At 61.3% G+C, this 21,541-nt stretch carries 23 protein-coding genes and 1 pseudogene; 17 read left to right on the top strand and 7 right to left on the bottom strand.

Annotated features, from left to right (window positions below; all coding sequences use genetic code 11):
- Positions 1-74 precede the first annotated feature (74 nt).
- From CS1BSM3_RS16655 to CS1BSM3_RS16640, 5 genes and pseudogenes are all read left to right on the top strand, one after another.
- Positions 75-824: an ABC transporter permease gene (locus tag CS1BSM3_RS16655; protein WP_348532904.1), complete on the top strand. Its 750-nt coding sequence runs from the start codon at positions 75-77 to the stop codon at positions 822-824.
- Complete coding sequence (locus CS1BSM3_RS16650; protein WP_072388771.1) at positions 821-1,627, top strand: ATP-binding cassette domain-containing protein; 807 nt, start codon at positions 821-823, stop codon at positions 1,625-1,627. Before CS1BSM3_RS16655 ends, CS1BSM3_RS16650 begins: the two co-directional genes overlap by 4 nt.
- Positions 1,596-1,724, top strand: a pseudogene (locus tag CS1BSM3_RS28880) (hypothetical protein); the annotation flags it as partial. The gene CS1BSM3_RS16650 and the pseudogene CS1BSM3_RS28880, both read left to right, overlap by 32 nt.
- Positions 1,708-2,655, top strand: coding sequence for an ABC transporter substrate-binding protein (locus CS1BSM3_RS16645; protein WP_348532919.1), 948 nt, complete (start codon positions 1,708-1,710; stop codon positions 2,653-2,655). The pseudogene CS1BSM3_RS28880 and the gene CS1BSM3_RS16645, both read left to right, overlap by 17 nt.
- Positions 2,656-2,659: 4 nt before the next feature.
- Entirely contained in the window at positions 2,660-4,288 is a 1,629-nt protein-coding gene (locus CS1BSM3_RS16640; RefSeq protein WP_072388767.1) for a GMC family oxidoreductase, read from the top strand.
- 194 nt (positions 4,289-4,482) lie between these two features.
- Here CS1BSM3_RS16640 and CS1BSM3_RS16635 read toward each other — a convergent pair whose 3' ends face one another.
- Complete coding sequence (locus CS1BSM3_RS16635) at positions 4,483-5,217, bottom strand: Crp/Fnr family transcriptional regulator (protein ID WP_244540543.1); 735 nt, start codon at positions 5,215-5,217, stop codon at positions 4,483-4,485.
- Positions 5,218-5,528: 311 nt separating this feature from the next.
- Here CS1BSM3_RS16635 and CS1BSM3_RS16630 point away from each other — a divergent pair, with 311 nt between their 5' ends.
- The 3 genes from CS1BSM3_RS16630 to CS1BSM3_RS16620 are packed head-to-tail and all read left to right on the top strand — an operon-like array spanning position 5,529 to position 7,798.
- On the top strand, positions 5,529-6,896 hold the full coding sequence (locus CS1BSM3_RS16630; RefSeq protein WP_072388765.1) for a hypothetical protein: 1,368 nt from the start codon (positions 5,529-5,531) through the stop codon (positions 6,894-6,896).
- 18 nt (positions 6,897-6,914) lie between these two features.
- A complete protein-coding gene (locus tag CS1BSM3_RS16625; RefSeq protein ID WP_072388764.1) occupies positions 6,915-7,448 on the top strand; it encodes a DUF2249 domain-containing protein in 534 nt (177 codons plus the stop codon).
- Positions 7,445-7,798: a metal-sulfur cluster assembly factor gene (locus CS1BSM3_RS16620; protein ID WP_072388762.1), complete on the top strand. Its 354-nt coding sequence runs from the start codon at positions 7,445-7,447 to the stop codon at positions 7,796-7,798. Before CS1BSM3_RS16625 ends, CS1BSM3_RS16620 begins: the two co-directional genes overlap by 4 nt.
- A 321-nt stretch (positions 7,799-8,119) precedes the next feature.
- Here CS1BSM3_RS16620 and CS1BSM3_RS16615 read toward each other — a convergent pair whose 3' ends face one another.
- Positions 8,120-8,824 carry a Crp/Fnr family transcriptional regulator gene (locus CS1BSM3_RS16615; RefSeq protein ID WP_143149387.1) on the bottom strand — a complete coding sequence of 235 codons (705 nt, stop codon included), beginning with the start codon at positions 8,822-8,824 and terminating at the stop codon, positions 8,120-8,122.
- A gap of 188 nt (positions 8,825-9,012) precedes the next feature.
- Between CS1BSM3_RS16615 and CS1BSM3_RS16610 the strand changes: the two genes are divergently transcribed.
- Positions 9,013-9,432: a pseudoazurin gene (locus CS1BSM3_RS16610; RefSeq protein WP_244540542.1), complete on the top strand. Its 420-nt coding sequence runs from the start codon at positions 9,013-9,015 to the stop codon at positions 9,430-9,432.
- A gap of 221 nt (positions 9,433-9,653) precedes the next feature.
- Here the strand turns inward: CS1BSM3_RS16610 and CS1BSM3_RS16605 are convergent, their stop codons facing one another.
- Positions 9,654-10,511 carry a formylglycine-generating enzyme family protein gene (locus CS1BSM3_RS16605; RefSeq protein ID WP_072388758.1) on the bottom strand — a complete coding sequence of 286 codons (858 nt, stop codon included), beginning with the start codon at positions 10,509-10,511 and terminating at the stop codon, positions 9,654-9,656.
- Positions 10,512-10,600: 89 nt separating this feature from the next.
- Positions 10,601-11,704 (bottom strand): copper-containing nitrite reductase, encoded by a 1,104-nt coding sequence (gene nirK, locus CS1BSM3_RS16600; protein WP_072388756.1) that lies wholly within the window; start codon positions 11,702-11,704, stop codon positions 10,601-10,603.
- Between the two features lie 267 nt (positions 11,705-11,971).
- Here nirK and CS1BSM3_RS16595 point away from each other — a divergent pair, with 267 nt between their 5' ends.
- From CS1BSM3_RS16595 to CS1BSM3_RS16560, 8 genes are all read left to right on the top strand, one after another.
- A complete protein-coding gene (locus CS1BSM3_RS16595; protein ID WP_072388754.1) occupies positions 11,972-12,151 on the top strand; it encodes a hypothetical protein in 180 nt (59 codons plus the stop codon).
- A 12-nt stretch (positions 12,152-12,163) separates the two neighbouring features.
- A complete protein-coding gene (locus CS1BSM3_RS16590; RefSeq protein WP_072388752.1) occupies positions 12,164-12,733 on the top strand; it encodes a cupredoxin domain-containing protein in 570 nt (189 codons plus the stop codon).
- Positions 12,734-12,745: 12 nt separating this feature from the next.
- Complete coding sequence (locus CS1BSM3_RS16585; RefSeq protein WP_210188796.1) at positions 12,746-14,482, top strand: cbb3-type cytochrome c oxidase subunit I; 1,737 nt, start codon at positions 12,746-12,748, stop codon at positions 14,480-14,482.
- A 195-nt stretch (positions 14,483-14,677) separates the two neighbouring features.
- Entirely contained in the window at positions 14,678-15,589 is a 912-nt protein-coding gene (gene cyoE, locus CS1BSM3_RS16580) for a heme o synthase (RefSeq protein ID WP_072388748.1), read from the top strand.
- The gene (locus tag CS1BSM3_RS16575; protein ID WP_174263703.1) at positions 15,586-16,386 is read left to right on the top strand and encodes an SCO family protein; all 801 of its coding nucleotides are present in this window, start codon (positions 15,586-15,588) and stop codon (positions 16,384-16,386) included. Before cyoE ends, CS1BSM3_RS16575 begins: the two co-directional genes overlap by 4 nt.
- A complete protein-coding gene (locus tag CS1BSM3_RS16570; RefSeq protein WP_072388744.1) occupies positions 16,383-17,957 on the top strand; it encodes a cytochrome b N-terminal domain-containing protein in 1,575 nt (524 codons plus the stop codon). Before CS1BSM3_RS16575 ends, CS1BSM3_RS16570 begins: the two co-directional genes overlap by 4 nt.
- Positions 17,950-18,456, top strand: coding sequence for a hypothetical protein (locus CS1BSM3_RS16565; RefSeq protein ID WP_072388742.1), 507 nt, complete (start codon positions 17,950-17,952; stop codon positions 18,454-18,456). Before CS1BSM3_RS16570 ends, CS1BSM3_RS16565 begins: the two co-directional genes overlap by 8 nt.
- An 8-nt stretch (positions 18,457-18,464) precedes the next feature.
- Positions 18,465-18,863 carry a bacteriohemerythrin gene (locus CS1BSM3_RS16560; RefSeq protein WP_072388740.1) on the top strand — a complete coding sequence of 133 codons (399 nt, stop codon included), beginning with the start codon at positions 18,465-18,467 and terminating at the stop codon, positions 18,861-18,863.
- Positions 18,864-18,887: 24 nt separating this feature from the next.
- Here the strand turns inward: CS1BSM3_RS16560 and CS1BSM3_RS16555 are convergent, their stop codons facing one another.
- The 3 genes from CS1BSM3_RS16555 to CS1BSM3_RS16545 form a co-directional block, all read right to left on the bottom strand.
- Positions 18,888-19,277: a c-type cytochrome gene (locus CS1BSM3_RS16555; protein WP_174263702.1), complete on the bottom strand. Its 390-nt coding sequence runs from the start codon at positions 19,275-19,277 to the stop codon at positions 18,888-18,890.
- A 155-nt stretch (positions 19,278-19,432) separates the two neighbouring features.
- A complete protein-coding gene (hemN, locus tag CS1BSM3_RS16550; RefSeq protein ID WP_072388738.1) occupies positions 19,433-20,788 on the bottom strand; it encodes an oxygen-independent coproporphyrinogen III oxidase in 1,356 nt (451 codons plus the stop codon).
- A gap of 159 nt (positions 20,789-20,947) precedes the next feature.
- A complete protein-coding gene (locus CS1BSM3_RS16545) occupies positions 20,948-21,376 on the bottom strand; it encodes a cupredoxin domain-containing protein (RefSeq protein WP_244540541.1) in 429 nt (142 codons plus the stop codon).
- Positions 21,377-21,541 lie beyond the last annotated feature (165 nt).

The raw sequence follows: 21,541 nt of genomic DNA, 5'->3' as shown, positions 1-21,541 counted from the left end.
CTTGCGCTAAACATCCTATAAATAGTACCTTTGGGATGTTTAGACCAGAACGAACAAGAACAATTCGAGGAAACGTGCGTCGAGCGGCTCTCATCCTTGCCCCCTGGCTTGCCCTTTTGGCTGGCTGGTACGGCATTCACTACAGCGGTTTGATCAATCCTGCACTCGTGCCGACCCCGCATGAGGTGGCCAAGCGCTTCGTCGAACTGATGCGCGACCGCCTGCCGATGGACATCCTCATGTCCACGCGTCGCGTCTTCCTCGGCGTCCTATGCGGCATCGCACTCGCTGTTCCCGTCGGCTTCGTGCTTGGCTGGTACAAAACGATTCGCACGTTCATCGATCCTCTGATCAACTTCTTCCGCGCGCTGCCGCCGATCGCGCTCATTCCGCTCGTCATCGTCTACTTCGGCGTCGATGAACTCGCGAAGACGGTCATTCTGTTCTACGCCTCGTTTTTTGCCGGCGTGATCGTCATGTACGAGGGCATCTCGCAGATCAGCCCGATCTATGTGCGCGTCGCGCGCACGCTCGGAGCAACGGACGGCGAGATCTTCCGGAAGGTGATCATTCCCCTGGCAGTGCCGCACATGCTCACTGCACTTCGCGTGGCGCTCGGCGTAGCCTGGGCGACGCTTGTTGCCTCAGAGCTGATTGCCGCGCAGCAGGGCCTCGGCGCGCTTATCCAGAATGCCGGCTCGTTCTTCCAGCTCGATATTATCTACGTCGGCATCATCTGCATCGGTTTCATCGCGCTCTTGATGGATCTCGGCCTTCGCACGCTCGCGCGCCGCTTCGTCTCCTGGCAGGAGCGCATCGCGTGAGCATCGGACCACCCCGTATCGTCTTCGACAAAGTCTCCGTTCGCTTCGACACGCCGGCCGGCGGCCAGATGCACGTTGTCGACGACGTGAGCTACCACATTCACGATCGCGAGTTCGTGTCCGTCATCGGCCCCTCGGGTTGCGGCAAGACCACGATGATGAACATCGTGGCTGGCTTCATGCAGCCAACGGCGGGCACGGTTGCGCTCGATGGCCAGCCGATCAGTGGCCCTGGGCCGGATCGCGGTGTCATCTTCCAGGAGTATGGCGTCTTTCCATGGCTCTCCGTGAGAGAGAACATCGCCTTTGGTCTCAATCTGCGCGCCAATCGCACGAGCCCTGAGGAGCGTGAGGAGATCTGCCAGCGCTACATGCGGCTCATGGGGCTGTCGGATTTCGCGGATTCATGGCCGCGTATGCTTTCAGGCGGCATGCGCCAGCGCCTCGCGCTTGCGCGCGCTTATGCTGTCAAGCCGCATTTCCTGCTCATGGATGAGCCTTTCGGTGCGCTCGATGCGCAGACACGTACGGCCATGCAGGATCTGCTCCTCGAGGTGCTCGCAGCAGAAGGCAAGACCGTGATGCTCATCACGCACTCGGTCGAAGAGGCAGTCTATCTTTCCAACCGCATTATCGTCATGACCGCGCGCCCCACGCGCATTCGCGAGATTATCGAGGTTCCGTTCAGCTATCCCCGCAGGGAGGGACTGCATGAAAGCAAGGAGTTCGGCGAGCTTCGTGCACACGTGCGCGGTCTCGTAATGCAGGAATATGCGCAGCAGGCAAAACAACGGCAGTCTTGAAGCAAGAGCGTCGAAGGAGGAAACCTATGAAGGTCGACCGCAGAACATTTCTGCAAGGTGCGGGCGCAGCGGCTGGCGTCATGACACTGGGCTCGCCCGCTATTGCGCAGGCGAAAGTCAAGATCAGGGTGGGCTACCTGCATACCCTGGCCGTCGATGGCCAGATGTGGCTTGCCGATCATCTCGGCGCCTTCGCAAAATACGGCCTCGAGCCGGAGTTCAAGCAGTTTCAGACAGGCCTCGAGATCTTTCAGGCCATGATCGGCGGCAGCCTCGACGTACTCTCAACTGGCGCCGTCATCTCGAACTTTCCCGCGCGCGGCCAGGGCAAGATGTTCCTCGCCAATGCCGTGGAGTTCGCCACTGCGCAGCTCTGGGTCCGCGAGGACCAGGGCATCAAGTCGATCGCCGATCTCAAGGGCAAGCGCATTGCGACGACGGCGGGCACGACGGCGCACGTCTTCCTCGACACGGCCCTCAAGGCCAACAACATGACGGGCAAGGATATCGAGCTGCTCAATCAGCGCATGCCCGACGCGGTGACATCGTTCATCTCCGGAGCCGTGCCGGCTGTCGCGCTCTGGGTGCCGTTCAACATCACCGTGCGCGACAAGGTGCCTGGCGCGAAGAAGCTCGTCGATGCCTCGGCGTACTATCCCAAGGCCGCGATCATGTCGGGTTGGGCAACGACCGCAGACTTCCACAGCAAGAGCCGCGATGTGCTCGTGCGCGTCGTGAAAGCCTGGAGCGAAGGCAACGAGTATCTCACGGGCAAGACGGACGAGGCGCTGGAAGTGCTGCAGAAGAAGCAGTACCCGCAGGTCCCGCTCAAGGACTTCAAGGAACAGTACGGCGCTCAGAAGACATTCCCGGTGGCCGAGTGGCGCAAGCTCTACGGCGACGAGAGCGTCACCAAGTGGCTCCAGCAGGTGACGGACTTCTTCGCCTCCACGGGGAACATTCCGAATCCGATTCCCGCTTCCCAGTACTTTGATCCGTCCATCTTCATGGATGCAACGAAGGCCTGAGGCTTTGTCGGAAGCGACGTACGACTACATCATCGTGGGAGCCGGTTCGGCGGGCTGCATTCTCGCCAACCGGCTTTCCGCTGATCCTCGATGCAAGGTCCTGCTTCTCGAGGCAGGCGGGTGGGATCGCAATTTCTGGCTCAAGTTGCCGGTCGGCTATTTCCGTACGATCTACGACGCGCGCTTTTCACGGCTGTTTCCGACCGAGCCGGCGGAAGGCACAGCGGGGCGCGCCATTGCCTGGCCGCGCGGACGCATTATCGGCGGATCCAGCTCCATCAATGGCCTTATCTTCATTCGAGGTCAGCACGAGGACTTCGACGATTGGGAGAAAGCGGGCGCCGATGGCTGGAACTATCGCGACGTGCTGCCTTGCTTCCGGCGGCTGGAAACTTTCGACGGACCACAGAGCCAGCACCGCGGAGCGCATGGCGAGTTGAGCGTCTCGACGCTGCGCAACGACCATCCCATGTGCGGTGCGTGGCTTGCAGCGGCTCAACAGTTCGGCCTCCCCTACAATCCTGACTTCAACGGCGAGACCACCTACGGTGTTGGCTCATATCAGTTGAGCATCGGCAAGCGTTGGCGTGAAAGCTCAGCCGTTGCATTTCTCCATCCGACGCTCTCGCGGCCCAATCTGACCGTTCAGACGGGCGCTCACGCGACGCGCGTCCTGCTCAAAGGCGCGCGCGCCGTCGGCATGGAATGGGCATCCGGGCGCGAGCGCGTGACCGCACGCGCCTCACGCGAGGTCATCCTCGCGGCCGGCGCTCTGCAATCGCCGCAGCTCTTACAGCTTTCAGGCATTGGAGCGGCTGAGCATCTGCGCTCGCTCGGGATCAATGTTGTGGCCGACCTTCCCGACGTCGGCGAGAACCTTCAGGATCACTATCAGGCGCGCAGCATTGTTGAACTCGGTTCGCGCCAATCGCTAAACAACGACGTGCGCAATCCGATCGCGCTCGCGAGGATGGGCTGGCAATGGCTCGCACACGGTCGTGGGCCATTGACCATCGGAGCCGGACAGGTTGGCGGCGCAGCGTGCACCACGTTTGCCCGGAACGGCCGTCCCGACATTCAGTTCAACGTGATGCCGCTCTCGGTCGACAAGCCGGGCGACCCGCTGCACACGTACTCCGGTTTCACCGCTGCCATGTGGCAGTGTCATCCCGAGTCGCGCGGCCGGCTCAGAATTCGCTCCGCGGATCCGCTCGCATCACCACAGATCGAGCCTCGCTATCTGTCCGCCGAGTTGGACCGCAAAGTAACCGTCGCAGGCCTGAAGCTGCTGCGGGAAATCTTTGCGCAACCGGCATTCCGAGGTCTGTGGACTCGCGAGGTTCTGCCCGGCCCCGATGCGCTTACGGATGCCGACCTCTTGAAATTCGCGCAGTCCCATGGCGGCACCGTATTCCACCCGGTAGGAACCTGCCGCATGGGAAAGGGCGAGGGCGCTGTCGTCGATCCTTTGCTTCGGGTTCGCGGTGTCGAGGGCTTGCGCGTAGTCGACGCCTCGGTGATGCCCAAGATCACGTCGGCGAACACCAATGCCGCATCCCTCATGATCGGATTGCGCGGTTCGGAACTCATCCTCGGTGATTGCGGAGAAGTTCGCGACGACTCTGCTCTGTAGCTCAGTGCAAGGGTAGGGAAAATGCACGCCTGTCTTGGGTCACTTGAATAGCTCGCAGTCGTGCCGATGCCAGAAACAACCGTGCATGAAGCCGTCTGGGAATGACTGCAGGCCGGCTTCCCGGACCGAAATAGTCCTCGCCTGTGCTCCGTCGTAGTGAATGTGGCTGTAGGTGTCCTTGCCAAGGTGGGCCGTCAGCGTGCGCGCTCGCTCTCCTCGCTCTTCTCGACGAAGGCAACGAGCGTGCTCACGTCGGCGATTGAAACGTACTCGTGATCGACGGAGACGCCGAGATTGCGCAGCCTGCCGATCGCGCGCGAGAAGCTCTCGGGCTTCATGCCGAGGCGATTGGCGATCAGCGCCTTCTCGTAAGGCAGAACCACCACGCAAGAACCGCGGCGGGTGCGGCACTGCTGGATCAGGAAGTCGGCGATGCGCTGCGGGGCGGACAGCAGCTTGATCTGCTCGATCTGCTCGACGAGGAACTTCAGGTGGTGGGATGCCGAGGCCAGCATGCAGAGCGCGAGGTCCGGGTTCTCGCGGATACTCTTGCGCAGGTTCTCCCCGTCAATTTTCAGCAAACGCGACGGCGCTACCACCTCGGCATTGGCCGGATAGCGGCCACCGAGAAACATCGCGGCCTCGGCAAAGGTCTCGCCGCGCCGGAACATGCCGACGACGGCCTCGCCGCCCTCCGAGGTGAGACGCGCAATCTTCACCCAGCCCTCGAGGATGACATAGAAGGCATCGGCCGGATCCCCCTGCTGGAAGAGCAGCGCACCTTTTTCGTAGCACCTCGGCCCTGACGATCCCACGAGCCTCGCCGTGACATCCTTTGGAATGCGTCCAAAGAGCGGCGTCGATCGGACGAGGTGCCAATCCTCAGGCTCCATCGGCGATGCGTTGCGGATCAGTGGCCCACGTTCCACTAGCTCCTCCTTGCCCGTTGCACGATCGGGCGAGCAAAGATTGCCTGATAGATGTATTTTATATGTCTCTTATTACTCACGCTACTTTGACGCGGATCAAATTGCCAACCAGCCGGTTGTGTCTCCTGCACCTTTGTTCCCCGGCGCGCTCGTATGGTCATACGCTGCAAGCGACCTCAGGCCGGGACGCTTCTCACATCGACACGATCGCCATCTTGAGCCACAGCAGCACCCTCACAATAAAATATATATCATTGATACATGTTTTGTGCCTAGATACAGGACGCCTTCGCAACTGATGGTCTCGATCGATGCTTGGCGCATCCATCTCGCGCTGGACGATGGCATACTTTGCCGCTGCACTGCTGTGCCTGCTTGCAGGTTTGACGGCGATCGCGGCAGGATTTGGTTATCCCCAGACTGGCTTGAGAGCGCCAGAGACGCTTGTGATCGTGCACCTCGTGGCGATCGGCTGGCTCAGTCTGCTCATACTCGGCGCACTCTTCCAGTTTGTGCCAGTCCTGGTGGGTAAGCCATTGCGCGATCAGGCGCTGGTGTTGCCCGCCCTGCTGAGCCTGCTTGCCGGATTGGGCCTCCTTCTCGCGGGGTTTCTGCGTCTCGCCGGCGTTGTCGAGATCGAACTACCGCTGCTCGCATGGGGGGGCGTTCTTCTTGCCGCGGGTTTCTTGACGGCTATCTGGCCCCTCGCACGCACTATGCTCGACGCACCAACCTTGCCCTTGTCGGCCCGGTTCGTCGCAACAGGCCTCGCCTCACTAGGCGGCACATTCCTTCTGGGCGGCAGCTTTGCTTTCGTTCTTTCCGGCGTGACGGCAACGTCTACTCTCGTCGAACTGCACGCGAATGCCGTTCCGTATCACGCTCTTGCCGGCTTTGGAGGTTGGCTGAGTTGTACAGCGATCGGCGTCAGCTACCGGCTGCTGCCCATGTTCATGCTGTCCCCAGATACGGAACGCGCGACTGGCCGCGTGGCGTGGTTGAGCCTCAGCATGGCGCTCGTCTTAGTCGTCGCCGTGATGCCTCTCATGGTGTTGGTCGGAGCGGCAGCCGGTACCAAAGTGAGCATAGTCTTGGCAGTCGCAGGAGCCCTGGCTCTTGGCTCAGTCGTCCTCTACGGTACTGATATCGCCTTCTTCTATAGGAACCGCAAGCGACGCAAGACCGAGCTCAATCTCAGGGCGGCAGGGGGCGCCCTTGTCGCGCTTTATGCGGCTATCGCGCTGTTCATCGCTGCCGCCGTTCGTGGCACCCTCGACGTGCATGCGGGCGCCATCACATACTTGTTCGCTTTCGGCTGGCTTTCCGGCCTTGGCCTCTCTCAGCTCTACAAAATCGTGCCGTTCCTGACATGGCTCGAATGCTACGGTCCCGTCATGGGCCGCAGGCCGACGCCTCGCGTACAGGATCTCGTCGTCGAACGACGGGTTGAGCCGTGGTTCGTACTCTATTTTGCGAGCGTCGCGATCGGAACCGGTGCGCTCCTCGCCGAAGCTCCGGGCTTGCTGCGCGCCGCCGCGGCGACAACGCTCATCGCCGTGATCATCATAATCGCCGAGCTGATACTTGCTCGCCGGCTGCACAACGTGGCGCCGGAAGCGCGCCTTCCCGAAGGTGCACGCGTGCCGCGCCTGTTTCTACCTGCTGCGTCCAACCGCTGATCCGGCCCGGAGGCCGCCATGAACATGCCGCATCGCGATCTCGACGTTCGCCCCATTCTCAAGGAAGGCGGGGAGCCGTTCAGTGTGATCATGGACGCAGTCGCGGAGCTGAAGCCGGGCCAAAGCCTCCGGCTATTTGCGACCTTCAAGCCAATCCCCCTCTTCCAGGTGTTGGGTTCACGAGGCTTTACACCATCAGCCCGCGAGATCGGAAATGGCGATTGGGAAGTCATCTTCACGCCGAGCGACATTGCAACCTCGCGCGAACTCTCCGCGCCATCAACGATCGCATCGGCCAGCGCTGATGCGTGGCCGCCTCCCTCTATCCAGATGGACAATCGAGATCTCGATCCGCCGGAGCCGTTGGTGCGTACCCTCGAGGGCGTCGAGCAACTCGCCCCTGGTGAGACGCTCGTCGCACTACTACCACGCGAACCGCTGTTCCTCTTCGACGAGCTGAAGGCGCGGGGTTTGGCATGGCGGGGCACGATGGAGACTGACGGCTCGTACCGTATCGAAATCCGGGCTGTCGAACAGGAGCCGTCGCCATGAGCCCGAAGGACAAAGAGGCATTGACGGTCGCGATACGTGATGCGCTGAGCATTGTTATCGACCCGGAGCTTGGCGAAAGCCTCGTCGAGCTTGGATTGATCTACGAGATCGCGGTGAGCGACGACGGAAGCGCGCGGATAGCCATGACGACAACGACCCCCGGATGCCCGGCAACGGTTTTCCTCCAGGAGGCGGTGCAGTCTGCTGCGCGAGAGGTCGAGGGCGTGCGGGATATCGAGGTGCAGTTGACCTACGAGCCACCGTGGACCCCGCTGATGGCCTCTGAAGCAGCCCGGCAGAGATTCGGCGGCGGCGGGGCCGTCAGGCGCGCATCGCATACCGGCCGCTGAGGCTCGAAGAAGCATGCGAGATCTATTTGCTGGCGCGCAAAGAAGGGCGACTTTTACCCGAACTATGGTCGTGCACTAAAGCGTCGGACCTTAAATGCGACCCACGCCTGGGCCGATCTCAAAGTCGCATTTAAGGTCCAAAGACGCTTTAGATTCATAGTCTTCTAATGCAACTTTGGACTTGAAATTCACTCCCCGCCTAGCCTCGAACTGAGGTGAATTTCAAGTCCGTTGCTTTAGCACGCAATAGGCGCGCACGGGCTCGATGGAGATTAGCTTCGGCGAGAGCTGCTCGCGGCGATCAAACAGCCGGCCAACGCGCTATTCGCTGTCGGTCTGCCCGTCGGCCAATAGGCGCAAGCGATGCGGCGCAACAATCGTGACCTGCTGGCGCGCGCTCTTGACGAGTCCTTTCTGCTCCCACGCGGTGAGCAGTCGGCTGACGGTGTGCAGTGTCGTGCCGGTCATCTCGGCAATATCCTGCCGTGAGATTGGAAAATCGATCAGAATGCCGTCACTCGATTTCTTGCCGGTCTGCTGGACCAGCCGCAACAACGCGTGAGCAACCCGCTGCTCGACCTGCTCCGTAGCCATCTCGACAACTTGCGTCTGGACGTCATCGAGCCGCTGGCCGATCATTTTATAGGTATTGGCGCCAAAGCTCGGGAAGGCCGCCGCGAACTCCGGCCACAGGCGCTCCGGCCACGCGAGCAGAACACAATCGACGACAGCGATTGCGCTTGCAGGATAGGTGTTGCGGCCAAGAGCCCGGGCGATACCGAGCACTTCGCCAGGCACGATGTAGCGCACAATCACCTGCTGACCGTCCGGGGTTGTCTTTACGACGCGTACGCGCCCGTCGAGGAGCACGAAGAAGGAAGTGGCTTCGCCGCCCTGCTCGAAGATGAAGCCCTCTTTCGCGACGCGCCGAGATGTCGCGCCTTCCAGCACTTTGTCGAGATCGGCGGGTGCCATGCCGGAAAAAAGCGGCAGGCCGGCGATTAAAGCACGGTCAAGACGGACCACCGGCATACTCCTCGTTTTGGCTGACTGTCCCATGCCCCAACAGGCGTGACAAGCATCGCCGCGCGCGGCCCCTTGGTCCTTTTGTTTGTGATTCCACAACGTCGGCCGGCTGTGATCGGCCTATCAAAATAGTGATACCGAACGAGGTGTCACGCAGAAAGGCAATGATCATGAATCGGACAATCGCAATGGCGGCCCTCGCGGCGTTTATGCTCGCGGGTGGCGCTCAAGCGGCCGAGCATGAAGTGCTCATGCTCAACAAGGGCGAGAAAGGCGCGATGGTGTTCGTGCCGGATTTGGTGAAGGCGGCGCCGGGAGACACAATCCGCTTCGTGCCGACGGACAAGTCGCACAACGCCGAAGCCATCAAGGGCATGCTTCCTGAGGGAGCCGAGCTCTTCAAGAGCAAGATCAACGAGGAGTTTACCGTCAAGCTGACGGCTCAGGGCGTCTACGGGATCAAATGCACCCCGCATTACGGCATGGGCATGGTCGCGCTGATCCTGGTTGGTGACCCCGTGAATCTCGAAGAGGCCAAAGCAGTGACGCATCCTGGCAGGGCCAAGAAGGTCTTTGCCGACCTCCTCGCGACGGTACCGGTCGATTGATCGGGGGCAACTCACCAAAGCCGTCGCATGGAGGGCCGGGCGGATCGAGAGCCGCCCGGCCTTCTGTGTTATAGTTACAACAGCACAGAGCGAGCCTGATGCGCAGGAGCATGAAACCGCGTCCCCCAGGCAAGCAGCCCGAATACACGATGCCCTTGAAGAGCAAGTAGCCGCCGGACCAATCGGCGCGGCGGCTGACCATGATCCTGTTTGCGCTGGCGTCAGCCTCTCGCCATACCCTGCCACAGGCGACGCGCAAACGATGGTGCAGGGTCTTTCACGAGCCTGAAGCCGAGGTTATCGGGCGCCATGCCGGCGGCGCAGCCCCCGCTTTTGCCGTCGCGGAGAAAGTTGGTCATATATCCGCGATGCTGACCGCCGGTGACGCGCACGCCGCAATTCTCGGTCCGTTGCACAGATTTGCCGGCTGCATCAACGTGTGTGCGCGTGTAGCAAGTGCTAGTCCACTCCGATACGTTGCCGGCGATGTCATACAGGCCACGGCTGTTGGCGCCGAAATGGCCTCTCATCTTCGGCAGGGTATCGCGCCCCTCGCGCGCGTTGCGCTCGCGGTAGGCCGTGAGCCATCGCGCCGCTGGATTGGCGATCTCGCTATCGGCATTGCCGAGCGCATCGTCACCAAGCCGCTCGGCAGCGGCGAACGCCCATTCCTCGTCCGTTGGCAGACGCCAGCTCTCGTCCGTTTTCGAAGATAACCATTCGGCGTAGCGGACGGCATCCAGGTAGCTGACACCCGTTACAGGAAGATCTTTAGCGGCTCCCGAGCTGTCGGCCGGCTGGCAGGCCCCGTCGGCAACGCAGGCGGCATACTCAGCGGCGCTGACCTGATAGGTCATGATTTCGAGTGGGTGCCTCGGACTTGCATCGAAGCGTGCTGCATCGACGACGCGGCCGTCCGCCAGAAACTCACCCGGCAGGCGATAGGCAAAGTAAGCCGGCTTGATCGTTACGGTCTGGATCAAGGATGGTGCAGCCCGATGGCTCGGTTGCAGCAGGGCAGCACCCGCTGCGATCGCGAGTACGCTGATGGCGGCAACACTGGCAGCTTGAAGTTTCATGATACGAACTCTCCGAGCGCAATAGGCCCGCCTTCGGGAAGAAGGCGGGCCGCCGGCACGCTCAACAGCGCCCCGCCTTGGAGATGATGCTAGTTAGTCCGTATCGGCCCTGGTGCGCTGACCTGGGTCATCAGGTCGTCATTCCACTTCCCATCGACGATCACGTGTGCCGTCGCGCCAAGCTCGGCTGCTTCGATCAGGTTATGGTTGACGTAGGCATAGACGCCCGGCTGAAGGAACTTATAGAGAGCCGCTCCCGCAGATCCGCCTCGGATGAACCAAGTCTCGAGATCCTTGGCCGGTGGATTGGCGAACTTGCCTTCCTCCCAAACGTAGTCACCGTGGCCACCGATCAGGTGGGGCCGTGTATCGCGGTTGGCCTGAGAATGGACGAACAGGACGGTCTGGCCGACCTTCGCCGTCATCGCATTCTTGCCGGTCAACGCACCAACGCGGCCATTGAAGACGACGTGGGTCGGGATCAGACCGCGCATGGCCTTGAGCGTCTCGGGGAAGCTGTCGCCAAGCGTCTTGTAGTTGATGAACTTCCCGTTGGCATCGCGCGGAATGTAGAACTCGTTCTCGCCGATATAGTAGACGCTATCGTAACGGACCGGCTTGCCCTTCTCGTCCTTCAGGCCGTCGCGCGGCAGGATCATGATCGTTCCGCTCATGCCCGCGACGACGTGCCAGGGGATCATGCCTTTGGGCGCGCAGTGATAGACGAAGGTACCGGTCCGCGTTGCCTTGAAGCGCAGCTTGACCTCCTCGCCGGGATTGACGTCCGTCAGTGCGGCGCCGCCGAGCGCACCCGTAGCAGCGTGAAAATCGATATTGTGCGGCATCTCGTTGGTTGCCGGATTGACAAGCGTGAGCTCGACGTAGTCCCCCTCGTGAACCACCATCATCGGGCCCGGAATAGAGCCGTTGAAGGTCATGGCCTGGAGAACCGTGCCCTCATCATCGATGACGACCGGCTTCTCCTCGATGGTCATCGTGAACTCGACGACCTTCGGGCCGCCCTTGGCCACCTGATCATGCTCATGGACGAACGGAGGCTGCACCAGGGTTACCTTCTTGCGAGGAAGCTTGGCGATATTGGCCGCCTCCTGTGCGGCCGCAGGTGCTGCCGGCATCGCGGCGACGACAGCGGCGCCGGCGACGCTCATGAGTGTCTCGCGTCTGGTGAACATGACCTGTCTCCTTCGTGAGCTGGTCTTGCCTGGATGTTACGAAGAAAGATTAGGTGCGGCGCAAAACAGCCTCTTTGTGCTGCAGCAAACTTCCTGCCGATAGCCGACACGGCCAGCACCGCATCCATGAGCAGGCACGCGCGCAACCGCGCGCGCTGCGCTGACATGCGCGGATGGACGCTTAACCGAAGTCAAGGAACGAAACTGTGCAGACACTCAGTTTCAATCCATCAGCTTCGGGCCATCAGCTTCGGGAGGGAGCCCACCATGGCGAATGCAGGGCAACAGCAACCACACGCGTCGGTCTCGCCGCCGGAACGCATTCCGGCAATGCAACGGGCTCTCGACAACCCGTTTCTGCTCCTGTTCCTCGGGGTCACGATCCCGACCGTCTTCTACATTCTCTGGGGGCTCATCGAGCTCACTCAGATGCCCATTGCGAAGTGAGGAGAGCGAGTCGTGGCTATCCATCCTCCCGAGAAGCGCGTCTGGTGGAACGAGCCCATCGAAAAGGATGAGATCATTTGGATAGTGATCGCCTTCCTGTGGGGCCTCGTGATGTTCGGCGCGATGGTCTACTGGCATATCGAAGGGCGCCAGAACCTTTCCACTCAAGCTTACCGCATAGACCCCGCGGTGTTCGAGAAGCGCACCGAAGCGTTCACGAAACAGTTCAAGGTTCGCGAAGAGGGCACGACCGGCATTCCGGTCGCCCGGCCACCAGCCGGGGGCGACGTCTACATGCTGAGCCGGCTATGGGAGTGGTGGCCGGTGTTGGAGCTCGAGAAGGGGCGCAGCTATCGCCTGCATCTGTCATCCCTGGATTGGCAGCACGGCTTCTCGCTTCAGCCCGTGAATATCAACATTCAGGTTCATCCCGGCATCGAGCACGTCATCACGCTTACGCCGACGGAGACGGGGACATTCAGCGTCGTGTGCAACGAGTTCTGCGGCATCGGCCACCACACCATGGTCGGCCGCATTCATGTCGTCGAGCCCGGGTCAGCGGCGGGTGGCAAGCCACAGTGAGGGGATCAAGCCATGGCTATGGCAACTGCTGAGACGGGTGTGATCGGTGGCATCGCTGCGAGGTTCCGCATATGCCCGGCCAGCGGTCTCAAGATCGATCTGGCAGCGCAGCGGCTGATCAAGGCGAATGCCGTTGCCGCAATCGTGTTTCTGGCAATCGGCGGGCTGTTCGGCCTGATGGTGGCGCTGACGCGCTGGCAGGCCGTGCATCTGCTGCCTGCCGACATGTTCTATCTCGTGCTCACGGCGCACGGTCTCGATGTACTGCTGCTGTGGATCCTTTTCTTCGAGATGGCCGTGCTCTACTTCGCGTCGGCCGTTCTGCTCAACTGCAGGCTGGCTGCGCCGCGCATCGCCTGGCTCGGCTTCGTGCTCATGCTGGGCGGCGGTCTGCTCACGAATGTCACTGTCCTGCAGGGGCAGTCGAGCGTGATGTTCACGAGCTACCCACCACTCCAGGCGCATCCGAACTTCTACCTGGGCCTGATCCTGTTCGCGGTCGGCGCGCTGCTCGGTTGTCTCGTCTTTCTCGGCACGCTGGTCATCGCCAAAGAAGAAAAGACATACGAAGGCTCGATCCCTCTGGTTACTTTTGGCGCCTTGACGGCGTGTATCATCGCGATTTTCACGATCGCATCGGGCGCCATCATCCTGATCCCGACCTGGCTCTGGTCAATAGGCTACATCTCCGAGATCAATACGGTGATGTACAAGCTCGTCTGGTGGGCAATGGGTCACAGCTCCCAGCAGGTCAACGTATCGGCCCATGTCGCGATCTGGTACGCGATCATCGCCATCCTGCTCGGCGCCAAACCGCTCTCCGAAAAGGTGAGCCGCACCGCGTTTTTCCTCTACATACTGTTCCTGCAGCTTGCCTCTGCTCACCACCTTCTGGTGGAGCCGGGTGTCAGCGCGGAATGGCGCGTCTTCAACACCTCGTACTTCATGTACATGGCCGTGCTCGGCAGCATGATCCATGGCATGACCGTACCTGGCGCAATCGAAGCTGCCCAGCGGCGCAACGGCTATACGCGCGGCGCCTTCGAGTGGTTGCGGAAAGCACCGTGGGGGAACCCGGCCTTCTCGGGAATGTTCCTCTCGCTCGTGATGTTCGGCTTCCTTGGAGGCATCTCCGGTGTTGTTCTCGGCACCGAGCAGATCAACATCATGCTGCACAATACGCTCTACGTGCCTGGGCATTTCCACGCCACGGTCGTCGCCGGCACCACGCTCGCCTTCATGGCCGTCACCTACCTGCTGCTGCCCCTCATCTTCCAACGCCAGGTCATATGGCCTCGGCTGGCGAAGTGGCAGCCCTACCTCTTCGGCATTGGCGTCGCGGGCATCTCGCTCTTCATGATGGGCGCAGGCACGCTCGGCGTCGCGCGGCGACATTGGGACGTCGCATTCTCTGACGCGACGTTGTCCTTCGCTTATCCGGCGGCCGCATTCCTGATGCTGGCTCTCAACGGCTTATCCGCGGTCATGGCCGCCATCGGTGGAGCCCTTTTCGTCGTCATCGTCGTGGCGAGCGTCCTGTGGGGCAAGCCCGTGGATGCGTCGAACATCGTCGAGTCGCTCGGCCCCATGCCTCAGCGCCAAGTTGGCGATGCGGTGTCGAGCTATGGCAATGCGGGCACCTGGAAGCTGCCGGGCACGTACATTCTCGTGTCCGTCTTCTTCACGGCCTTCGTCCTCTACTACTTCGTCAACTGGAAGTACCTCTCCCAGCTCTGGCCGATGGGCTAGTGCCCCGATTCCGAAGTTCGCCACACCCCGATCCTGGTGTCGCGAGCAAACTTCGGAATCAAAAGAGGCACTGGAAGCATAGATTTGCTCGTGTGATTCAGATCGAGAAATTCGCTCGATACGGTGCCCTGAAAGGTGGCAAATTTCTCGATCATCACACGAGGCCGGTTCCACAGGAACCCGCAGGAGCCGACGATGAACAGGGCTGATGCTGCTGCAGCCATTCTCCGGGAGCCGCTGACCATCCGGGAAGTGATGGGCATCTTCAAGCCGCGGATCGCGGTGTCGATCATGCTCAGCGCGATCGGCGGGCTGGCGATATCTCCAGGAGCTCTTCCCGAGATGTGGCGCATGGCGGCTGTCGCCATCGCCGTTCTTCTGGCAGCCGGGGCCGCAGGTGCCTTCAATCAATGGGCCGAAGCCGATCTCGACGCGCGCATGGCTCGAACATCGACCCGGCCATTTGCGAGCGGCCGTCTGGATGCCGGATGGGCGTGGCTCGGCGGCATCGCGGCGCTGCTCGCAGTGGCGGTCATCATGGCCGGCATTGCCGGCAATGCCCAATCGGCCTTCTACACCTTCATGGGCGCGTTCACATACGGCATCGTCTATACGATGTGGCTGAAGCGGCGCACGTGTCTCAACATCGTGATCGGCGGCCTCGCCGGCAGCTTCGCCGTGCTCGCCGGAGCCGCCAGCGTCGATCCGGTCATATCCATCGAGGCGATCCTCCTCGCTGTCGTCCTGTTCCTTTGGACGCCACCGCATTTCTGGAGCCTGGCGATCGCTGCACGTGATGACTACGCCGCCAATCTCGTTCCGATGTTGCCACTCGTGGTCGGCGATCGGATCTGCGCACAGGTCATTCTTGCGCACACGGTCGCGTTGTCGCTCATTGCGCTGGCGCCGGCAGCGCTCGGCATGGGGATGATCTACCTCGCGTTCGCCGTGGTGAGCGGCATCCTTTTCACTGCGGCCAGCATTGGGCTCGCGCGCGCGCCGACACGCCGCAATGCGATACGGAATTTTTTCGCATCGCTGGCCCAGCTCCTTCTACTGCTGACTGGCGTCGTGCTTGATCGATGGCTACTCGGACCGCTGGCATGAGACGCAAATTCCTTGCGCTGGCGCTGGCTTTCGCCCTCGTGCCGAGCAGCGCATTGGCCGCCAGCAATGCCGAGAATGCCATTGCCTTGTCACAGGCGGCCCTCGGCCAGCAACTGCCAGATCTCGCGCTCACCGATACCAGCGGGCGCACGGTGAGGCTCTCCGACTATCGCGGCAAGCCTCTGCTGGTCAGCATGATCTACACTGGGTGCGCCGACGTTTGCCCGACCCTGCTCGAAAGTCTCTATCCGGCTGTCGAAGCCGGACGCCGAGCCTTTGGCGAGGACAGCTTCGCCGTCATCACGGTCGGTTTCGACATCCGCAACGATACGCCTGAAAGATTGCGTCTGTTCGCGCGCACGCGCGGCATCGACCTGCCCAACTGGAAATTCCTCGCCGCAGACGAGGAGAGCCTCGACGCGCTGGCAAGGGCGGTTGGCTTCGGCATCTACAGCCGCGCCGGCGGTTTTGATCATCTGGCGCAAGTCAGCCTCATCGATGCAGAGGGGCGCGTCAGCCAACAGATCTATGGCGCGGTCTTCGAGCCGCCGATCATCATGGATCCGCTCAAGGCGCTTGTCCTCAGGCGCAGCGAACCTCTGAAGTCGCTCGACATTCTCGTCGATCGCATTCGCTACTTCTGCACGGTCTACGATCCCAAATCCGGCCGCTACTATTTCAACTACTCGCTGTTTATCAGCGTCGGGATCGGGCTCTTCAGCTTTAGCCTGATCGTTCTCGCGCTCATAAGAGAGTGGTGGCGCTCGAGCGGCCGCGGAATGAGGTCCTTCCGATGAGACTGCTCCGGCTTTCCATCCGCCGGATCTTCGATCTGGCCGAGAGCGGGCTTGGCAAAGTGTTCCCACCTGAGTGGAACCCGTTGCTCAACCTCGGCGCGCTCGGCTTCTTCTTCTACTGGGTGGTCACGGTCAGCGGCATATACTTGTTCATCTTTTTCGAGACGGCCGTCCACGACGCCTTCGCCTCGGTCGAGTACATGACCCGCGACCAGTGGTATGCGGCAGGCGTCATGCGCAGCCTCCATCGCTACGCGTCGGACGGGCTCATCGTCGTTGTGATCGCGCACCTTTTGAGGGAGTTTGCGCTGGATCGGTATCGCGGCGTGCGCTGGTTCAGTTGGGTGACGGGCGTTCCCGCTCTTGTGCTCATCTTCGTAGCCGGAATTACCGGCTACTGGATGGTCTGGGACACGCTTGCGCAATACGTGGCGCTCGTGACCACCGAGTGGCTCGACAAACTGCCCATCTTCGGCGCGTCGATCGCGCGCAACTTCTTCTCGCCCGACACGCTCGAGAGCCGCTTCTTCACGCTCATGGTCTTCATGCACATCGCGGTGCCGCTCATCGCGCTGGTTATTCTCTGGGTGCATCTCCAGCGCGTGACGAAGCCCCGCATCAATCCACCGCGCGGCCTTGCCATCGGCGTTTTCGTGGCGTTGCTCGCCCTCTCGCTCGTGCATCCGGCAACGAGCCAAGGCCCCGCCGACCTCGCCAAAGTGCCAGCAACCGTCGGGCTGGACTGGTTCTACCTGCCGCTCTACCCGCTGCTGGACCGCTGGCCGGGCCCGGTGACATGGGGTGCCTCGGGAGCACTGCTGCTGATCCTGCTTGCCATGCCCTGGCTGCCCCCCATGCGCAAACCTGCGGCGGCCGTGGTCGATCTCGCCAATTGCAACGGCTGCACGAGATGCTTCAACGACTGCCCGTACAGCGCCATCATCATGGGCAACCGGACTGATGGACGCCCCTTCGAACGCCAGGCCATCGTCAACCCTGCACTGTGCGTGGGATGCGGCATCTGCGCAGGATCCTGCCCGACCTCGACACCCTTCCGAACGGCGTCCGACCTAATTCCAGGCATCGATCTGCCCGATCACAGTATCAGTGCACTTCGCGATGCCGTGCTCGCGGCAACCGCGCCTCTGCAGGGCAAAAGTCGCATACTTGTTTTCGGCTGCGAGCACGGTTCCTCCATCAGCAACCTTCCGCCTGGGACGTCATCGGTCAGCTTGCGTTGCATCGGCCAGCTCCCGCCTTCATTCATCGACTTCGTGCTGAGCAAGAACCTCGCCGATGGCGTCGTGCTGGTCGGATGCTCCGAGAACAGCGGCCATGCTCGCTTCGGCATCCGGTGGACGCAAGCACGCCTTGCGAGGGCCCGCGACCCGCACTTGCGCGCACGCGTACCAGCCGAACGGCTCAGAGTTGTGTGGGCGGGGCGCGACGGACGCACCAAACTCGACAGCGCGCTTCGGGACTTCTCGCGTGAGCTCGATGAATTGCTCGCGCCGCCGTCACGGGCCGTGGCCGAGCGGATGGCAAAACTCGAGGAGTTCATTCGTGATTAGCGACGCGGCAAGATACGTGGGACAAGCTGCAATCTATGGGCTTCTTGCGCTTGCTATCGGTTACTTCTCCAGCCGGCCGATGGTTGTCTATTTCCCGACGGACAAGGCGCAGATCAAGTTCAGCTTCGCGCATGGCGCGAAGCGCGTCGAGGAATGCCGGCGGCTGGCTCCGGAAGAAATCGCCAAGCTACCGCCCCGCGAGCGCCGGCCGCACACATGCGGGCGCGAGCGCTTGCCGATGCGCGTCCAGCTCCTCGTCGGTGACGTCCCCATCTATGATGACGTCATTCAGCCGACCGGCTTATCTCGAGATGGTCCCGCTAGGATCTATCGAAAATTCTCGATTGCGCCCGGCCGGCACGAGATTACGGCGCGCCTGCGCGACAGCAATAGAATGGAAGGATTCGACTACGAGCGCCGGGTCACTATCGAACTCAAGGCGCAGCAGAATCTCGCAATAGACTTCAGCAGTGACCAAGGAACGTTCACGATCCGATAGGAGCAGTCATGGCGCTCATCGAATGGCAAACCGAGTTCGAAACTGGCGTTCGTGAGGTCGATCACGAACACCGGGAACTCGTGGACCTTATCAACGCGCTGCATAGCAAGATCGGGAGCAACGCAGGAAAAGAAGTCATCGGCGGCTTCCTCGGCGAGGTGTTCGCAAAGATATCCGCGCATTTTGCCCTCGAGGAAACGGTCATGCGCAAGCATCGATACGACGAGTACGCGGCGCACAAGGCGGATCACGAGAAGCTGCTGGATGACATCCGCGACATCATCGACGCCCACGAAAGCGGCGCGTTTGTCGACTATGAAGAGGCGCTCGGACGCGCCGTGCGGGACTGGTTCGTCGATCACTTCAAGAGTAAGGACGCACGCCTGCACAAGATGCTTGGCGTATGACCCCAGAAGACAATCGCACCAATCCTACTCAGGAAACTTCTTCAGATACTCAAGAAGATCCTTGCGCTCGCTCTCGTCAGCCAGGCCGGGAAATACCATTTTGCTGCGCGGCGCCATGTCGTTCGGCTTGGTGATGTACTTGAGCAGCGTTGCTTCGTCCCACACCACGCCCTTCTCACCAAGCCCTTTGAATACCGGAGAATAAGCATAGCCGTCCCGCGCCGCCGCTTTGCGCCCGATGATCCCATTGAGGTGAGGGCCAACTTTATTTTTGGCATTCGGCCCAATCTCATGACAAGTCCGGCACTTCCGGAAGACGGTTTCGCCATTCTCTGCATTGCCCTCGGCTAGCGCGGTCGCGCCGAGCAGTGACACACTCATCAGGGCGACTGGAAACCGCAGGCGCGCAATCATCGGCATGGCTCCAACATGGGGTGCTCGTGGCTCGGATCCACGTTGTGCCACCTTGGCGTCAGACCGCCGGGCGCTCCTTGACCGCGGTTAAGTCTTCATTGCGTGTCGCATTCGCGACATGACTCTGCGCGCGCAATGCACCTCACCCCGCCTCGCTAAACCGCGCGGCTGTACAGCCTTTGAGAGTCGCCAAGATAGGCATCGAAGGTCGACGCAACGGTGCGCACCAGAGGACGTGCGTGATCTGCAACGACGATACGCGCCCCGTCTATGTGAACGATGCCTTCGTTGGCGAGCGCACGTAACCGGATCAGTGCCGGGGCGAGGGTTACAGGCGTTATCCCATGCCGGGCACAGACCTCGGCAACGTCGACCGCAAGATCGCACATCAGCCGTTCTATGAGGTCCGCCCGCAAGATGTCGTCAGGGGTGAGCCGATATCCCCTCGCAGCGGCAAGCTCACCCTGCATGATGCAATCGGCGTAACGGCCGAGTGCCACCTCGTTTTGCATGTAGCCTTGGGGAAGACGGCCAATTGCCGAGGCGCCGAAGCCGATCAATGCCCCGCATGCATCCGTGGTGTAGCCTTGAAAGTTGCGCCGCAGCCGGCCCTCGGCTTGCGCGCGAGCCAGGGTGTCGCCGGGGCGCGCGAAGTGATCGAGGCCGACGTGGACGTAACCCGCCGCAACCAGCACATCCGCGATCGCCGTCGCCTGGTCGTGCCTGGCATGACCTCCCGGGAGACCGGCCTCATTGATCTTGCGCTGATGCTTCTTGAATTTGGGCACATGGGCATAGCCGAACACTGAGAAGCGATCTGGCTGCAAGGCGAGGCACTGCTCCACCGTCTCGACACAGGAAGCAGTCGTCTGCAGCGGCAGACCATAGATCAGGTCGAAGTTGATGCCATCAATGCCGGCGGCGCGCAGGCCGTCCACCGCAGCGGCTGTGCAGTCAACACTCTGGACGCGGTTGATTTCCTTCTGCACGCGAGGATCGAAGCTTTGCACGCCGAGGCTGGCGCGCGTGAAGCCAGCCTCGCCCAGTGCCACCGTCATATCCGGCGTCAGTGTTCTCGGGTCGATTTCGATTGCGATCTCTGCTCCGGGCACGACGTGAAACGTCGCGCGCAGTCGTGCCACAAGTGCCCTCAGAGCTTCCGGTTCGATGGTCGTGGGCGTGCCACCGCCAAAATGAACATGACGCACCGTAAGAGGAGCGGGCACGTGGCGCGCGACCAATTCGATCTCGCGTTGGAGAACATCGACGTAGTTGCTGATCGGTTCGTTGCGCCGAGTGATGGTCGTGTGACAACCGCAATACCAGCACATCGATCGGCAGAACGGTATGTGGAGGTAAAGCGATGTCTCGGTTGCAGGAGGCAGCGCTGCAAGCCAATGACAATAGTCTGGCGCTGCTACCGCCGAAGAGAACAGCGGTGCTGTCGGATAGCTTGTGTAGCGCGGCAGCCGCTCATCAGCATACCGCGCCATCGCTTGGTAATCGATCATGGCAGCCGCTTCCATTCTCACGGCAATGATAAACGAGCCTTGTCATCGTTTTATCAGAGCGGCTTTGTGCTAACGCAAACGAACGGGCTGACCAAGCGCCGCAACGGGACGTAATCTTGGGCACGTCCTCGATGGCTCCCTCGTCACCGACGCTGCGACCTACTTGACGACGATGATGCCCTTCATTCCTGCCTCGTAGTGTCCGGGAATGAGGCAGGCGAACTCGAACTCGCCGGCCTTCGTAAAGCGCCAGGCAATTTCGCTGGATGTCTTTGGCTCGAGCCGCTTTCCATTGGCCTCGTCGTGCGCCATCTCCGGGTTCTGCTCCATTTCGCTCTTGTGCTTGGCGTTGTTCTCCATGGAGTCGAGCAGAAACTCGTGGGCAAGATCTCCTGTATTCCTGAGCACGAACCTGATCTGCTCTCCTCGGCGCACCGCGATGCTGTCGAGGCTGTAGGTCATGGAGCCGGGACCTTCCGCCATCCCGATCTCGATCGTGCGGGACGCCTTCCTGGGGTCGCCTGGTTCTCCGGCGGCGAATACGTGCTCGGTATGCGCCTCTGCGGGTTTGGAAACCAGCTCGCTCAACGGTGGAGCTCCCACTGCCACCATTCCAGAAAGGCAGAGCGCAGCAATGGTCAGTCTTGCGGACATGCTCTTTCCTCTTTCTTCCAGGTTGGGCTTCCAGCAATTCGCATCGTGAAGCTTTTGTGCTCGGGAGTGCGTACCAAGCTCACAGCGCAAGGAACACCC

The sequence above is a fragment of the Hyphomicrobium sp. CS1BSMeth3 genome, assembly GCF_900117415.1.
Classification (GTDB): domain Bacteria; phylum Pseudomonadota; class Alphaproteobacteria; order Rhizobiales; family Hyphomicrobiaceae.
This window is presented reverse-complemented; position numbering and strand designations above follow the sequence as displayed.

Bases quoted from the DNA above. Each gene is read 5' to 3' on its own strand.
- CS1BSM3_RS16645 (WP_348532919.1), top strand. From the start codon at position 1,708: ATGACACTGGGCTCGCCCGCTATTGCGCAGGCGAAAGTCAAGATCAGG.
- CS1BSM3_RS16630 (WP_072388765.1), top strand. From the start codon at position 5,529: ATGCTTGGCGCATCCATCTCGCGCTGGACGATGGCATACTTTGCCGCT.
- CS1BSM3_RS16625 (WP_072388764.1), top strand. From the start codon at position 6,915: ATGAACATGCCGCATCGCGATCTCGACGTTCGCCCCATTCTCAAGGAA.
- CS1BSM3_RS16620 (WP_072388762.1), top strand. From the start codon at position 7,445: ATGAGCCCGAAGGACAAAGAGGCATTGACGGTCGCGATACGTGATGCG.
- CS1BSM3_RS16610 (WP_244540542.1), top strand. From the start codon at position 9,013: ATGGCGGCCCTCGCGGCGTTTATGCTCGCGGGTGGCGCTCAAGCGGCC.
- CS1BSM3_RS16605 (WP_072388758.1), bottom strand. From the start codon at position 10,511: ATGAAACTTCAAGCTGCCAGTGTTGCCGCCATCAGCGTACTCGCGATC.
- nirK (WP_072388756.1), bottom strand. From the start codon at position 11,704: ATGTTCACCAGACGCGAGACACTCATGAGCGTCGCCGGCGCCGCTGTC.
- CS1BSM3_RS16595 (WP_072388754.1), top strand. From the start codon at position 11,972: ATGGCGAATGCAGGGCAACAGCAACCACACGCGTCGGTCTCGCCGCCG.
- CS1BSM3_RS16585 (WP_210188796.1), top strand. From the start codon at position 12,746: ATGGCTATGGCAACTGCTGAGACGGGTGTGATCGGTGGCATCGCTGCG.
- cyoE (WP_072388748.1), top strand. From the start codon at position 14,678: ATGAACAGGGCTGATGCTGCTGCAGCCATTCTCCGGGAGCCGCTGACC.
- CS1BSM3_RS16575 (WP_174263703.1), top strand. From the start codon at position 15,586: ATGAGACGCAAATTCCTTGCGCTGGCGCTGGCTTTCGCCCTCGTGCCG.
- CS1BSM3_RS16570 (WP_072388744.1), top strand. From the start codon at position 16,383: ATGAGACTGCTCCGGCTTTCCATCCGCCGGATCTTCGATCTGGCCGAG.
- CS1BSM3_RS16560 (WP_072388740.1), top strand. From the start codon at position 18,465: ATGGCGCTCATCGAATGGCAAACCGAGTTCGAAACTGGCGTTCGTGAG.
- CS1BSM3_RS16555 (WP_174263702.1), bottom strand. From the start codon at position 19,277: ATGATTGCGCGCCTGCGGTTTCCAGTCGCCCTGATGAGTGTGTCACTG.
- hemN (WP_072388738.1), bottom strand. From the start codon at position 20,788: ATGATCGATTACCAAGCGATGGCGCGGTATGCTGATGAGCGGCTGCCG.